Source organism: Cupriavidus sp. 2SB (genome assembly GCF_005503625.1).
Classification (GTDB): domain Bacteria; phylum Pseudomonadota; class Gammaproteobacteria; order Burkholderiales; family Burkholderiaceae; genus Cupriavidus.
Genome location: NZ_SCMX01000002.1, coordinates 141,585 through 156,304 on the forward strand (window position 1 = coordinate 141,585; position 14,720 = coordinate 156,304).

The following is a 14,720-nucleotide window of genomic DNA, read 5'->3' on the forward strand; positions in this document are numbered from 1 at the left end:
TTGTGCGGTGTTGCGGCTAACGCGCCGCGTTCGGCGCCCGGACGGCGGCGGGTGTCGCCGGGCCAGCCGTCGAGCTTGCAGCATCAGCAGGCGGCGCATTGCGAACATTGACGTCCGACCATCCGCCGCCGAGCGCCTTGTAGAGCGTGACGGTATCGGCCAGGATTTGTTGGTGGACGGCCAACAACGATTGCTGCGCGCTCAGCAGCGAACGCTCCGACTCGAACACTTCGAGTTGCGAAACAATGCCCTCGCGCGCCTGTGCCTCGATCTGCGTACCGACCACGCGCAACTGGTCAACCTGCTGCTGCAACTCGATGCGCTGCTTCTTGTGGGCATCCACGTTCACGAGCGAGCTTTCCACTTCCTCGAACGCGGTCATCACAGTGCGGCCGTACTCGTTCTCCACCACGCCGACATTGGCCTCGGTGGTCTTCACGCGGGCCCTCACACTGGGGTCGAGCATCGGCAAGTTGATGCTCGGCATGAAGCCGAACGTGAAGGATTTCATGAGATCCGATAACGCAAAGCTGGCCGTGCCGCCGCGCGCGGTCAGGCTGATGCTCGGCAGTTGCGCCAGCCTGGCCTGCCCGACGAGGTTGTACGCGGCCAGCACGCGGTACTCGGCCGCGATGATGTCCGGGCGGCGCGCCAGCAATTGCGACGGCAGGCCAGCCGGTACGGCAGGCAACTTCACGCGGTCCTGCAAGCGCCCCGGTGGTACTTTCAATTCGCCAGCCGGCGTGCCCACCAGCGTGGCCAGCGCATTCTCGGCCACATTGCGCGAACGCTGCAGCTCGATCAGGTCCTTGGTCAGCCGATTGATTTCCGCCTGCTGCTGCATCACGCGGATCTGCGGTAGCAGGCCATTGGCCAGCATCGCCTTGTAGGTGCCGAGGATGTCGCTGTTGCGGCCCAGCGTGCGGCGCTGCTGCTCCACCTGTTCGTCGAGCAGCAGGATGGTGAAGTACGTAATGGATACATCGGAGGCCAGCGCCAGATATCCCGCACGCCAGTCGGCCTCGGTGGCGCGGAACTCGGCGGTCTGCGCCTGCACGCCCTTCTCCACCTTGCCCCATACATCGATGTCCCAGTTCACGGTGCCGCCCAGGTTGTACGTCTTCGAGACAGCCTGGCCGGTGGTCTTGCTCACATCGAGACCCGCGCCGATGTCGAATACCGGCAGCGCACCCGCGCGAGCTTCGGCAATCTGCGTATTGGCCACGCGGATACGAGCGGCCAGCACCTTGATGTCGTAGTTGCCGCTCAACGCGCGGGCCACGAGTTGGTCGAGGTAGGGATCGCCAAAACCCTTCCACCAGTCGGGCACGATGGTCTCGGCAGGCGATACGGTCACGGACTCACTCGGTGACCACGCGGCCTTGCCGGGCACATCGGGACGCTTGTATTCGGGAGGACGGAAGTCGGCACAGCCGGACATCCCGATCACGGACAGCACCACGGTCAGGGATGCCGCGATATGCGGCAACGGGCGGCGCGAGGCAAAGGCGAAATCGATCACGATGGCATCCTGCTCCGAGCGCCAGTGGACCGTGGCAGTGCGTCCTGGCGTTCGATCTGTATTGTGGTGCGGCGCTGGCGGAGCGCAACCCCCGCATGCATCGTCACGCAATGCATGGGCAAAAAAATCGCCGGGGTGGAGGAATCTCCCCGGCGTAAGCTCCCCGTGCGGCTTGCGGCGTCTTGCGGACTTTGACGCCGGTGCCGCGCGCATTCTGCAAATCAGTACACGTTGTTGTGTGCGTTCTGGTTCGTGCGCACCGTATTGCTGAGGTGTTCCTGGAAGGCCGAGCCGTTGCCGAAGTAGCTCGTCACGTCCTGCATTTGTTGATTCGACTGGTTGATCTTGATGTCCTTGTCGAACGAAATGCTCACCGGCGTGAAGATCGACGTACGCGGGGCAAACAGCGTGCCGCCGCGAACGGCTTGCAGCGACGAGGCGCTCAGGGTTTCGGTCGAGGACAGGTCTTTGATGGTCAGCGTGGTCATGATGGTCTCCTAGAGAGGAAAGTTGCTTCAGTGTGATGAGCATCGGGTTGGTGTCGCGCTCGGACCATATATCGCAGGGAGCGTGCCAGGTCTTTGAAAAAAGTGGAAATCGTTGTGGGGTAAGGGATTGCGGGTGATGGGGGTGGTTTGCCGAGCGGCAGGGTGTTTGGTGTGGAGAGACAGGTGGTGTTGGGGGTGTCGTTTTACTTCCCACATTTTTTGCTCCCCTCTGGTTTTCTCCCCTCTCCCGCGTTGCGGGAGAGGGGAGAAAACAATCGGGATAGAAAGCGCATCGGCACGCTCACAAAAAAAAACGGCGCACATCGCTGTGCGCCGCGCCGGAGACAGGCGGACCGCCCCGCCTCTATCGCTCCGGGTCATTTGACGTAGATGGTGATCTTCTTCGAGTAGATGGGCGGGTTGGTCGGGATATGTTTCTCGTCGCCCATCAACAATTGCAGGGTGTGCTTGCCCGGCGGCAGTTCGATGGTGGTCTCGGTTTCTCCCGCGCCAAAGTGCAGGTGATTGCGATCGTTGGGGATTTCCTTGTCCAGCGGCGGCAGGTCCACATCGATCAGCAGGTGGTGATGACCTGTGTTCGGAAACTTCACGTCCTTGGGTGCCACGCCCATGTTGCGCAGGCCGAACCACACCTTGATCGGCTTGCCCGCAGGCATCGTCTGGTTGTTGTTGGGGTAGCCGATATAGAGATAGGCATTCTTCGGTGCCGCCGTGGGGCCCGTTCCGCTCGCGCTACTGGCGGCGGGCGTGGACGCATGGCCGGCATGCGCACCTGAGGCGCCAGGTGCCGATGCATCGGCCGCGTGGACGGCGCCGGCACCGAACCACGCCACCGTCGCGATCACCAGTGATCCATACAGCTTCGGTCCGATCTTTGTCATGGCGCTCTCCGCTGAAGTCCGTGTGCGCTAGCGCACGGTGATCGTGATCTTCTTCGAGTAAATCGGCGGATCGAACGGTACGTGCTTGCTGTCACCCAGCAGCAGTTGCAACGTGTGCTTGCCGGGTGGCAGTTCGATGCGGGCATCGGTCTCCCCCGCGCCAAAGTGCAGGTGGTTGCGGTCGTTCGGGATTTCCTTGTCGAGCGGCGGCAGCTCGACATCGATCAGCAGGTGATGGTGTCCGCAGTTCGGACGCTCGATGCCCTTGGGACACACGCCCATGCCTTTCAGGCCCATGCGCACCCACAGTTTGCCGCCCTCGATGACGGCACCGTCGCCCGGCCAGATGATGTAGGTCTCGGCACCCTTGGGTGCCGGTGTCAGCGGAATGGCGAGTGTGGAAAATAGCGCGGCACCCGTGGCGAGCAGCGCAGCCGCAAGCACACGGCACAGGGATCGTCTGGGCATGGCGGCTCCTCCCGGGAGAACTGTCCGCTGCACACGCCGCGCGAGATGCGTTGCGCGGGAGCGGTTTCTTGATCGATCTTTCCGATGCGCGCTTCGATTTGTCATTCAGCGTAGTGCGGCCACCAGCAAAAAGCGAACTTTCGCCGCACAAACGCTGTGCTATCTTGAAACGGCAGGCACCACGTCACGACAACTCCACACCGCGTGCCGATTCGCTTCAAGGGGGGCTGATTATGTGGCGGAAAGCACTAGCGGTGTCGCTGCCTGCGATCGTTGTTGCGATCGTTGCGGGCGGCGCCATGCGGATCGACGATTTCCTCGTGGCACCCGCCGAAGCCGGCATCCTGCCCAAGAACAGCGACGAGCAGTACGAACTCTCGTTCTGGGATTCGATCAAGAACAGCAACTACGCCGGCGACTACGAGGCTTACCTGAAGCAGTATCCGAACGGCAAGTTCGCGGCGCTGGCCAAGTCCAGGCTCGACCGCATCCGCGCGGCAGGGCCATCGGCCGCGCCCAGCGCACCGGCCGCAAAGCCCGAGCCCAAGGCCGAGGCCAAGCCCGCTCCGGCACCCACACCGCCGCCTGCTGCGCGGTCCGCGCCACCTTCGACGCCATCGCCATCGACACCGCCCGCCGCCAGCAATCAACCGCGTTCGCGCGCGGGCGGCGCGATCTCGCAAGGCACGGTCACGATGGCGAACGAAGGCAAGGAGACTCCACCACCTGCTGCAACCAAACCCGGCGAAGCACGCGGTGGCGAGAGTCGCGACTGTCCGCAGTGCCCGGTCATGGTGACCATCCGGCCCGGCTCGTTCACGATGGGCAGCAGCACCAGTGACCCCGCCGAGCGCCCGCCGCATCACGTAGTGGTGAACAAGCCATTCGCCATCGGCAAGTTCGAAGTCACGATCGAACAATGGAACGCGTGTGCCGATGCGAACGTGTGCCCACGCATCGCCACCAACAATGCCGATGCGAAGAACGCACCCGTGCGCGACATCAGTTGGGATGACGCGCAGCAATACGTGGGATGGCTATCGAAGACCACGGGCAAGCCCTACCGTCTGCCAACCGAAGCCGAATGGGAATACGCGGCGCGTGGCGGCACCAGTTCCGCATTCTGGTGGGGCGACAAGATGAGCAAGGGCAACGCCAACTGCAAGGACTGCGGCGATCCGTGGAGCGATGCCGCGCCTGCCAACGTGGGATCGTTCACCGCCAATCCCTTCGGCCTGCACGATATGAATGGCAGCGTCTGGGAATGGGTGGCGGATTGCTGGCACAGCTCGTACAAGGGTGCCCCCGTCGATGGGCGCGCCTGGGAAGAGCCCGCGTGCACATCCCGCGTGATACGCGGCGGTTCATGGCGTGAAGGGGCCAGCTACATGGTCTCTTCCACACGCTTCAAATACAGCACGAGCGTGCGGCAATCGCAGAATGGCTTCCGCGTGGCGCGCGATGCAAATTGATGTCTGATGGATGCCGCGTGCGCTACTTCGCGCGCGTGGCGATCTGCACAAGATCCACGCTGACCTGATCGCGCCCATGCTTGCTCGCCATCTGCGCGAGCGGCTTCTCCAGTGCGCGCAGATATTCCTGGCGCGTCTCGAAATCGGGACGCCGCGACTTGAACAGCGGCTCGGGCGTGGTCAGCAACACCACCAGTTCCGTGCCGAACGGTTTCGATATCACCCAGTCGCCGCTATCACCAATCGTCGCGCTGTAGCTGGCCGGTGCCTGATGCCCTTGCACGCGTGCGCTTGGTACCAGATGCGCCACCTTGCCATCGGCCACGAAGTAATCCACATAGACGTAGCTTTCATGCGGCGGCGTTTTCAGGTCGAGCACCAGCGGTGTGCCTTCGGTCAACTGCGTGCCGCCGCGCGTATGGAGCAAGGCGACGCCCCCCTTCTCTCCCGCTTTGCGGTTGCCTGACCAGTACGGCGCGATCATGCGTACCACATCGCACTTGTCCGCTGTCAGCGGCTGCGCGTCGAGCTTCAGCGTCTTCACGCCGCCCAGCTTGCCGAGCTTGTCACGTAATCCGCCGATAGCCGACTCCGCCACATAGCCATCCACCTGCAGCACATTGCCCTTGATATCGGCATTGAGCAGCGCGCATGGCGTGGCAGCGAGCACGGCGGCCACGGCTTCTGGCTTGAGCGGCACCGCTGTCGGCGGCTTGGGCGCTTCCTGTTCGGCGATGGATGGTGCAGGCGGAGGTTGCGTAGCCGGCGTGGACGCCACCGGAGGCGCTGGTTGCCCACCGTCCTTGACATCGCCCCGCCACAGGTAATACCCAACGCCCGTGGCGATGGCAACACCCGCTATCGCCGCGCCCACGAGCAGTGGCACCACGGGGCTGGCCTTTTCCGGCTGTCCGCCGAGTCCCGCCAGAAAGCGCGTCACGGTTGGCGTGCGCGTAGCGCGATCGAGCGACAGCGCCTGGCGCAGCGCCTTCCATTGCGTACGCGACAACGTCTTGGGCTGCGCGGGTTTCACGTTGCGTGCGCGTGCCTCGGTGGCTGACACCCGGTCGTACGGATGCTTGCCCGTCAGCAGTTCATAGCTGACGCAGGCCAGCGCGTAGATATCGTCGCGTGGATCGGGCTCGCGATGCTCGAACATCTCGGGGCTGGCGTACGCCGGAGTCATGCCGCCGAGTGAACCCGGATCGAAGACGGTCTGGTCGGCATCGTCCGCAGGCTGCTGGAAGCCGCGCGCAATGCCGAAGTCGATCACCTTCACTTCACCGCGATCCGTGAGAAACACATTGGCCGGTTTGAAATCGCAATGCACGAAGCCGCGTTCGTGCGCATAGGCCAACGCACTGCCCATGCCCACGATGATCGGCATCGCCTTGATATAGGGCAGCCCCGTGAACTCGGGCGCGCGCAACACACGATTGAGAGACTTGCCCTGCAGATACTCCATGGTAAGGAAAACAGTCGGACCATCGCGATCGAAGTCGTAGACGGTGACGATGTTCCGGTGCGCCAGTTGCTGCGCCTTGCGCGCTTCACGCTGCAACGCAATCAGCGATTTGGGATGCCCGCTGAACTGCAGGTTCAGCACCTTGATCGCAATGTAGGGCTTGCGATCCGACGCTTCGAGCTTGCGCAGGTCCAACGCCTTGTAGACCGTGCCCATGCCGCCCACGCCCAGGCACTCTTCCAATACGAAGCGACCATTGAGCGTGTCGCCCACACCCTTGGTGGGACCCGATGGAATCTGGCCGCCGGTGAAGTGGCCGCTTTGACTTCCCGTATTGCTGCCCGTCTGATAGGGATGTCCCGTGGCCGGCGCGCTGCGATCCGCATGATCCGGTTCGATGCGTGTCTCTTCGCCTGCACTGCCAGCATGCATGTCCTGGACACGGTCGACGGGATCGAACTGCGTGGCCACATGGGAGTCGATGCGGTGCATCACTTCGGCATAGACCGCCGGAGGCAGGGGAAAGCGCGTGTGCTCCTCAGTGAGCACGCGGGCAAACTGGGTGGAGTCGGTTTGATCGTCCTTGAGGGCCAGATCTACCGATGCAAGGAAGTCGTCGCGCGAGAGGCTGCCGCGCTGAAAGTTCCTGATGAGTTCGGTCAGGCTGGGCATCCGATGCATCCCGACGAGTGGTTGCCGACTGGGTTGCTGACTACTTGCCGACTATATTGCGGCCTCGCGCATGCCGCGAATCCGTCGCATCACGGCACAGGGCCTTCGATGGATACTAGTGCGCACTCCGGCCATTCGCAATGCCGCACTGATGCGCGGCGCCCACAGCCGTCGCTGGCGCGCCAACACCCAACACCTTTCTGTTGGCGCGCGGCCATCACACTCCCCCTCCCCGCCACGCTCGCACAGTGATGCCAGCGCGCGTGCATCGCCCGCAAAGCCTTGTGCCACAACCCTTTCGAAAATTTATTCGCGCAGGTGGCACGCGCTGGCACGCTCCCTGCGATATCTGGTCCGAGCGCGACACCAACCCGATGCTCATCACACCGAAGCCTCACCTACCTGTTTCTGGAGACCATCATGACCAAGCTGACCATCAAGGACCTGTCCTCGACCGAAACCCTCGACGCCCGCGCACTGCATGCCGTACGCGGTGGCTTTGCCTTCGCCCCCATCACCACTGTCTACAGCCCGTTCAAGCTGTCCTTCGACAAGGACGTGAAGATTAACCAGTCGAACCAGCAAATGCAGGACGTGACGAGCTACTTCGGCAACGGCTCGGCGTTCCAGGCCAACATGCACAACAACGTGACGACGAACCAGCACGCCGAGAACAACGTCTACGGCGCCGTCTGATCCGGCATCGCACGCACTCGCACCCCACGCAATTCGCACACCACATCGCACCTGAGTATTTGGAGACTGCCATGAGCACCCTGACCATCCTCGACCTGTCCAGCACCGCCACCCTCGACACCACCGGCATGAAGTCCGTACGCGGCGGCCTCGGTTTCGCCCCGTGGACCAGCGTCTACGCCCCCGTGAAGCTGTCGTTCGACTCCAGCCTGAAGATCGACCAGCAGAACCAGCAGATGCAGAGCGTGAACAACGCCTTCGCCAACGGCTCGGCGTTCCAGGAACATATGCGCAACACGGTGGACACGAACCAGAACGCCACCAACAACGTCTGGCGCTAAGACATCGTCATCGACACGCACCGGCGCGCGGCAGCCCCGCGCGCCACCGCAACACGCACCTGAAGGAGTTCACCATGTCATCGATCATCGTCCGCGACCTTGCCGCCAGCAAGGAACTCGATCGCAAGTCGCTTACCGCCATCCGTGGCGGCAACAGCTGGCTCAGCCAGGCCGGCAACATGGGTCCGCTGGCCAACGTCAATATCAACATCAACCAGAACGTTCAGCAGTTGCAGCAGGTGAACGTCGCCGCGTTCAACAACAACAAGATCGTCGGCGTGGACCTGGGCAACATCGCGCTGAACGTGAAGCCCTCGCAATGGGGCGGCAACTGGGCTGCAGTCTGAGCCCGGCCAGCGTGCCGCAGTGGTGCCACGCATTGCGGGCACCACTGCGGCCACTGCACTTGCCTATACTGAATCGGGCCCGCGCCTGCCCTGGCGCCGCCCGACCGGCGCCGTTCCGGCCGGCCGAGGCAAGGTCCGCAAGCTGGAGAACGCCATGGCAGTCATCGTCATCAAGGATTTGTCGGAAAACATGGACCTCGACCGCGAGGCCATGACCGCCATCATCGGCGGCGCCCGATTGGCCGGCAGCTATCGCTGGCAATCGCATCGACGACCATCGCTGACGCGATTGATCCAGTATCCGCAGGGTTTTCCGGGCACGCCGCAGGATGCAGGGGAGGAACGGGAGACCGGGACGCCGCGCAAGTGAAGTGAGTGCGCGAAAGATCCCCGGCACGATAAAGAAACAAGCGAAAAAGCGAGGGAGAAAAGAAAAGCCCGCCAAGCAATTGGCGGGCTTTGGTTGCGGACGGGCCCGGACCTCCTGGGTCTGCGTCACCGGCGATTCCGGTCATTCCTGTGCCAGGCATGTTTCCCATGGATTCCGCCCATGACGCGGACGCCCATCCGGACCACCCGGACAGTCGGAGGAAACGTGGCGATGGCATCAATGACCGCAATGCCCGAGCCGAGCGGCAAGCCAACCTTGCCAAAGGCAGGATCATCGGGACGTGAATCCGTCCGCCCCATTGCGGGCGTGGCCCGCGCACTGGAGTATAGGCAGCGGTCTCCGACATTCAAGCGACGCGGGCTGCGCTTGAATCGCACAATTCACATGCCTGCTTACGTTTGATTACGATTGCGCACGTGTTTGACCATTTCGCGGTGCAGCAAAAAAATAAGTGTTCTGCTATACTTCGCGCCGTGAGTTTCGCACTGTGAGTTCCGCACCACGCCCGGCATCATCAGCCCATGGCGTATCCGCTGCCCTCCCAATATCTGCTCCCTGCCTCTGTCATCACACGAAGTTCAGACAGGTGCCTGGCCAGAACGCACCGCTCACCTGACGTCGCCTCGTCTCCGATCCTGATGAACAGCCTGTAGTCCATTGCGCTGTTTGCCTGCCAGGGATAATCGACCGGTTGAATATGAATCAGCCAGTTGCCCACCCTGCCTGCCGCCGTGTTGCCAGCTGAGTCTGTCGAACGGCCTACCGATTGGCGCCGAAGCCTTTTTTAAGACTTTGCACTTGCGCCCACCCTCGAGCATCACATTTGCCCCGGGGTGCCATGCATATTTAATACGTACGTACGACATGACCCAGCACGAAGATTTCCGTGCGGAGCAACCTTTTGCCTCCGCCACCGACGCATCCGCTACGCCCGCCGCTGCCGTGAGCCCGCTCGACAAGCTCGACGCCCTGCTCAACACCGACGCAGCCCGGATCGTAGCCGCCGATGTGCCGGAAAGCGGCTTCGCCAAACTCGGCCTCGACGCCGCCATCCTGCGCGCCCTGGCTGAAGCCAACTACAACGACCCGACGCCTGTTCAGGCACAGGCCATTCCCGCATTCCTGGCCGGCAAGGACCTGCTGGTTTCGAGCCAGACCGGCTCGGGCAAGACTGCCGCGTTCATGCTGCCCGCTATCCAGCGCATCAGCGAGAAGCCGCTCACGAATCGCCCGACCGAACCCGCCAAGCGCATGAAGGGCAAGCGTCCCCGTCCGTCGCCCGCGCAGCCGTCGCTGCTGGTGCTGACGCCGACACGCGAACTGGCCCTGCAGGTAACGGAAGCCGCCGCCAAGTACGGCCGCCATCTGCGCCGCATCGTGTGCGCCAGCATCCTGGGCGGCATGCCCTACCCGAAGCAGTTGGCCATGCTCTCGCGCATGCCGGACATCCTCGTGGCCACGCCGGGCCGCCTGCTCGACCATATCGAAGCCGGCCGCATCGACCTGTCCGCGCTGGACATGCTGGTGTTCGACGAAGCCGACCGCATGCTGGACATGGGTTTTGCCGATGACATCGACGCCATCGTGGCCGCCACGCCGGCTTCGCGCCAGACGCTGATGTTCTCGGCCACGCTGGACGCACGTATCGCACAACTGGCCTCGCGCCAGCTGAAGGATCCGCAACGCATCGAGATCGCTGCCGCACGCGCCGACCAGAGCCACATCGAACAGCGCCTGCACTTCACCGACGACATGTCGCACAAGGAACGCCTGCTCGACCATCTGCTGCGCGACGCATCGCTGAAGCAAGCCATCGTGTTCACGGCTACCAAGCGCGATGCCGATTCGCTGGCCGAGCGCCTGTCGGATACCGGTTTCTCGGCTGGTGCCCTGCACGGCGACATGACCCAGGGCGCGCGTAACCGCACGCTGACGGCCCTGCGCCGTGGCAACCTGCGCGTGCTCGTGGCCACCGACGTGGCCGCACGTGGTATCGACGTGCCCGACATCACCCACGTGGTGAACTTCGACTTGCCCAAGCAAGCGGAAGACTACGTGCACCGTATCGGCCGTACCGGTCGTGCCGGTCGCTCGGGCGTGGCAATCAACCTCGTGAACCACAACGACATGTTCCAGTGGAAGCGTATCGAGCGCTTCACGAACAACCGCGTTGACGCCTCCGTGATCGAAGGTCACGAACCGCGTCGCACGCCGAAGCCCCGTTCGAACTTCGGCGGCAAGCCGGGCGGCCGTGACGGCTACCGCGGCAATGGCGGTGGCAGCGGTGGTGGCTATCGTGGCAACAGCAACGGCGGCGGCTATCGTGGCAACTCCGGCAGCGGCGAGCGTAGCTTCGGCGACCGCAAGTTCGGCGGCGAAAGCCGTGGCTTCGGCGACCGTGGCGGCGAGCAACGCAGCTTCGGCGGCGGCGAAAACCGTGGTTTCGGTGATCGCGGCGAACAACGCGGCTTCGGCGACCGTGGCAACACGGGCGGCTATCGCGGCCAAGGCCAAGGTCAAGGCCAGCAACGCGGCTTCGGTGGCGGTGAGCGCAGCTTCGGCGGCGAACGCAGCTTTGGTGGCGGCGAGCGCAACTTCAACCGCGATGGCGCCAATGCCAACCGCAGCTTCGGCAACCGCGAAGGCGGCCAGCGCGACGGCAACCGCGGCTTCGGCGGCGAACAGCGCAGCTTTGGCGACCGCAGCTTCGGCGACCGCAACAACGATCGCGGCGGCTTCGGCGGCCAACGCAACGGCAACAGCCGTTCGCGCTACGAGCGTTGATTCTCAGAAATGAGAAATGAAAAAGGCACCTTCGGGTGCCTTTTTTGTTGGTGCTCCTGCGTTTCACCTGCCCAGTGTTTGCTCCCCTCTCCCGCATAGCGGGAGAGGGGAGCAAGACAACGGAGAGATTTACTCAAACCCCACAACTCCGAAACCCCACAAACGACACATCGTCCTCCGGCAACAACGCTGTCCGCGCCCGCACATGCCGTGCGCGTGCCGGGCTCGCGAACGATACGCCGCGTACGGATTGATGCGTGCCGAAGCGGCCGATGATTTCGCCGTCGGTCGGCTCTGCGACAAACCCGATGTACGGCTCGTACGGCGTGGCCGTCCATTCGCGCAGCGCGCCCCACTGCAGGCCGCGGTTCTGCGTGGCCGCCAGTTCCCATTCCACTTCCTGCGGCAAGCGGCGACCTGCCCAGACACACCAGGCCTGCGCCTCGAACAGCGAGACATGGCGCACCGGCTCGTCGGGATTCAACGTGCGCTCGGTGCCGAAGCGCGATGCCACCCAACTACGGCTGACCGCATGGCGTCCCCAGTAGCGCGGTGCCGAGCGCTCCTGCGTCATCAACCATTGCCGGCCCGCAACCGACCAATAAGACGGATGCTCATAGCCGCGATCCTCGACGAACTCCAGGAACTGGGCGTTGGTCACCAGCGAGGCATCCATCTCGAAGGCCGGGACGTAAATTTTCTGCGGCGGCAATTCGTCGGGCCAGGCAAACCCATCGGCCTCGGCCCAGCCCTGCGTGAAATTGCCGCCTGGGAAATGCAGCGTACCGCCCGACGACTGCGATATCGACGGACCCACGGCGGCGGGCTCCACGGGCGCCATGCCCAGCGCCTGCAGCAGCGTCGCCACGGTCTCGCCTTGCGCGTCCTCATGGCAGAGTGCGCGACGGAACGGGTACAGCGTCGCGTCCTCATCATCGGGCAACAGCGCGATACGGCGCAGCAGGCCGTCGAGCACCTGCGTGGCATATTGCTTCACGCGGCTCACATCGGGCAGCACGATTTCCCAGCGCTCGTCAGGGCCGATCCGGTCTGGATCGAACCATTCATCGGCGCCATCGAGCAACGACGGCTCGCTGGCTACCGGCAGGCGGATGCCGCCCTGCTCCAGATGACGCACGCCGCGCAGGCACCACCATTCGGCGTGCCAGGCGATATGACCCAGGGTCCACAGCGGCGGGTTGCAATCGTACTGGCGCGGCACATCCCAGCCCTTGCGGGTCTGGCCAAAGGCACCGAGCCACGCGAGCGTGCGATTGCGTGATTCCACCAGCGCCTGCGCCAACCCTTCACGCGGCAGGCGGCGCGCGTCAGGCCATTGCGCATTGCCGCCGGTGAAATGGAGATCGGGAAGCATGGAGAATCCGCTCATCGAAATATCCGTGTCAGAGAATGAAAAAAGGGCCGGCCGGCCCGGCTGCGCGCATTATGACATCGCACGCGCACGGCTTCCGGCCGGCCCCGCTTCACCCTGCTGGCGGCGAGGCTTCCCGAACTCTCTATCCGCGCGCGTGGAACACCGCGAACCAGCCCTGGGGGTCGGTCCAGCTCACCGGATCGGTGAAGCCAGCCGCTTCAAGCAGGATCGCGAAATCCTCCACCCGATACTTGTGCGAATCTTCCGTGTGGATACGTTCCCCGGCCGCGAATTGGCGCTCGCCCTCCGGCCATCGCACCGTCACGGGCCGCACGCACTCCAGATGCATCTGGATGCGCGACGACTGCGTATCGAAGGTAGCGGCGTGCCGCCAGTCCTCCAGAGCAAAGTCGCTGCCGACGATGCGGTTCACGTTGCGCAATACGTTCCGGTTGAACGCGGCAGTCACGCCGAGCGCGTCGTCATAGGCCGCCTCCAGCGTGCTCGCATCCTTGAACAGATCCACACCAATCAGCACGCCGTCACCGGGACTGGCTGCCGCGCGCAGACGCTGCAGCAACGCCAATGCGTCGATCGGGCTGAAATTTCCGATGCTGGACCCTGGATAAAAGAACAGCCGACGCCCCCGCCGCACGTTCCTCGGCAGGTCCAGCGGCCCGCAGAGGTCCGCGCCCAGCCCCAACATCGGGATCTGCGGATGCTGTTGCTGCAGGCCCGACAGCGTGCCGCGCAGGAAATCGACGGATATATCGACAGCCACGTACTGCGCCGGCTGCAGGCTCGGAAACAACCGCGCCGCCTTCTCGCAGTTGCCAGCGCCGAGATCGATCAGTACGCAGCCACTGCCCGCCCGCGCCGCAATGGCCGGCGCCATATTGTTGAAGATCGATGCCTCGGTGCGCGTGGGGTAATACTCGGGCAGGTCGGTGATGGCCTCGAACAACCGCGAGCCCAACACATCGTAGAAGAACTTAGGGCTGATTCGGGCCTGGGCTTCAATCAAGCCGCGCAGGATCTCCGCACGCAACGCACCGCTATCCTCACGGTATTGCTGCACGAATTCCGGCTGGGGGGCGGCGCCTGCTCGAGCGTGGCCATTGCCAATGACGATGCCCGGTTCGGGCGCTAGCGTCGGCGTGGCGTGATTGTGGTGATTGGCTGAACCGTTGTTGTGGGAGTGGGAGCGGGAACTTGACTGGCTGGGGGGCTGACTGGGTGTCGTAACGGCCGGCATGACTTGTCCTTGTTGTCGATGGGCACTACGTGGCATCCCTCTAAGGCACCGCCTGTGCAAGGCACGGCGGTTGGCCGGGGATGCGCGCCTGTCCTGTCCGACGCACTTCTGCCTGGCCAATCCAAACAGGATAGGTGCATAAGCTTATACACCCACAATACGTTGCATCACTTTACAAGTCTGTCGGGCGATCTCCGTCAGACGCCACGACGGACAATGTCCGATTCTGAATACATACAAACCCCACCTCGGCAGTGCAACATTTTTCCTCGTAGTTCCCTTATAATCGCGTCCAACGTGCTCGGCGGAGTATCTGACGGGCACGAATCCCTTCCAGAAAGGGAAGTTAAAGGGGAGTAGCTTGGGGGCATCTTTGCCCTTAGCACAATCGTCATTCCGAGACGCGACCCGTCTCCGGTTGTGCTGACTCTGACGCGCATTCCGCGGCAGCCAGTCGAGCAAGACCTTTGCACACCTGGTTTCTATGGTTTGCAAAGGCAGCCCCATCGGACTTCCTGCGCTCGCCCCAGATCCCGGATGTG

At 63.4% G+C, this 14,720-nt stretch carries 13 protein-coding genes; 6 read left to right on the forward strand and 7 right to left on the reverse strand.

All coding sequences use genetic code 11. The annotated features are described in order from the left end of the window. Positions 1–16: 16 nt before the first annotated feature. From FFS21_RS01670 to FFS21_RS01685, 4 genes are all read right to left on the reverse strand, one after another. Positions 17–1,522, reverse strand: coding sequence for an efflux transporter outer membrane subunit (locus FFS21_RS01670; RefSeq protein ID WP_370459288.1), 1,506 nt, complete (start codon positions 1,520–1,522; stop codon positions 17–19). Between the two features lie 221 nt (positions 1,523–1,743). Next, complete coding sequence (locus FFS21_RS01675; protein WP_137923194.1) at positions 1,744–2,010, reverse strand: hypothetical protein; 267 nt, start codon at positions 2,008–2,010, stop codon at positions 1,744–1,746. 377 nt (positions 2,011–2,387) lie between these two features. After that, positions 2,388–2,912: a DUF4399 domain-containing protein gene (locus tag FFS21_RS01680; protein WP_137923195.1), complete on the reverse strand. Its 525-nt coding sequence runs from the start codon at positions 2,910–2,912 to the stop codon at positions 2,388–2,390. Positions 2,913–2,939: 27 nt separating this feature from the next. Next, on the reverse strand, positions 2,940–3,380 hold the full coding sequence (locus FFS21_RS01685) for a DUF4399 domain-containing protein (protein ID WP_137923196.1): 441 nt from the start codon (positions 3,378–3,380) through the stop codon (positions 2,940–2,942). Positions 3,381–3,613: 233 nt separating this feature from the next. Here FFS21_RS01685 and FFS21_RS01690 point away from each other — a divergent pair, with 233 nt between their 5' ends. Beyond that, positions 3,614–4,852: a formylglycine-generating enzyme family protein gene (locus FFS21_RS01690; protein ID WP_137923197.1), complete on the forward strand. Its 1,239-nt coding sequence runs from the start codon at positions 3,614–3,616 to the stop codon at positions 4,850–4,852. 22 nt (positions 4,853–4,874) lie between these two features. Here the strand turns inward: FFS21_RS01690 and FFS21_RS01695 are convergent, their stop codons facing one another. Beyond that, positions 4,875–6,989, reverse strand: coding sequence for a serine/threonine protein kinase (locus tag FFS21_RS01695; RefSeq protein ID WP_137923198.1), 2,115 nt, complete (start codon positions 6,987–6,989; stop codon positions 4,875–4,877). Positions 6,990–7,409: 420 nt separating this feature from the next. Here FFS21_RS01695 and FFS21_RS01700 point away from each other — a divergent pair, with 420 nt between their 5' ends. The 5 genes from FFS21_RS01700 to FFS21_RS01725 all read left to right on the forward strand — a co-directional run bounded on the left by FFS21_RS01700 (position 7,410) and on the right by FFS21_RS01725 (position 11,548). Then, positions 7,410–7,685: a hypothetical protein gene (locus FFS21_RS01700; RefSeq protein WP_137923199.1), complete on the forward strand. Its 276-nt coding sequence runs from the start codon at positions 7,410–7,412 to the stop codon at positions 7,683–7,685. Between the two features lie 71 nt (positions 7,686–7,756). After that, a complete protein-coding gene (locus FFS21_RS01705) occupies positions 7,757–8,026 on the forward strand; it encodes a hypothetical protein (RefSeq protein ID WP_137923200.1) in 270 nt (89 codons plus the stop codon). A gap of 74 nt (positions 8,027–8,100) precedes the next feature. Beyond that, on the forward strand, positions 8,101–8,373 hold the full coding sequence (locus FFS21_RS01710; protein ID WP_137923201.1) for a hypothetical protein: 273 nt from the start codon (positions 8,101–8,103) through the stop codon (positions 8,371–8,373). Positions 8,374–8,527: 154 nt separating this feature from the next. Continuing rightward, the gene (locus FFS21_RS01715) at positions 8,528–8,743 is read left to right on the forward strand and encodes a hypothetical protein (RefSeq protein ID WP_137923202.1); all 216 of its coding nucleotides are present in this window, start codon (positions 8,528–8,530) and stop codon (positions 8,741–8,743) included. An 885-nt stretch (positions 8,744–9,628) separates the two neighbouring features. Beyond that, positions 9,629–11,548 (forward strand): DEAD/DEAH box helicase, encoded by a 1,920-nt coding sequence (locus tag FFS21_RS01725; protein ID WP_137923204.1) that lies wholly within the window; start codon positions 9,629–9,631, stop codon positions 11,546–11,548. A gap of 133 nt (positions 11,549–11,681) precedes the next feature. Here FFS21_RS01725 and FFS21_RS01730 read toward each other — a convergent pair whose 3' ends face one another. Both FFS21_RS01730 and egtD read right to left on the reverse strand, forming a co-directional pair. Continuing rightward, complete coding sequence (locus FFS21_RS01730; protein WP_137923205.1) at positions 11,682–12,938, reverse strand: SUMF1/EgtB/PvdO family nonheme iron enzyme; 1,257 nt, start codon at positions 12,936–12,938, stop codon at positions 11,682–11,684. A gap of 127 nt (positions 12,939–13,065) precedes the next feature. Continuing rightward, entirely contained in the window at positions 13,066–14,178 is a 1,113-nt protein-coding gene (gene egtD / locus FFS21_RS01735) for an L-histidine N(alpha)-methyltransferase (RefSeq protein ID WP_137923206.1), read from the reverse strand. Positions 14,179–14,720 lie beyond the last annotated feature (542 nt).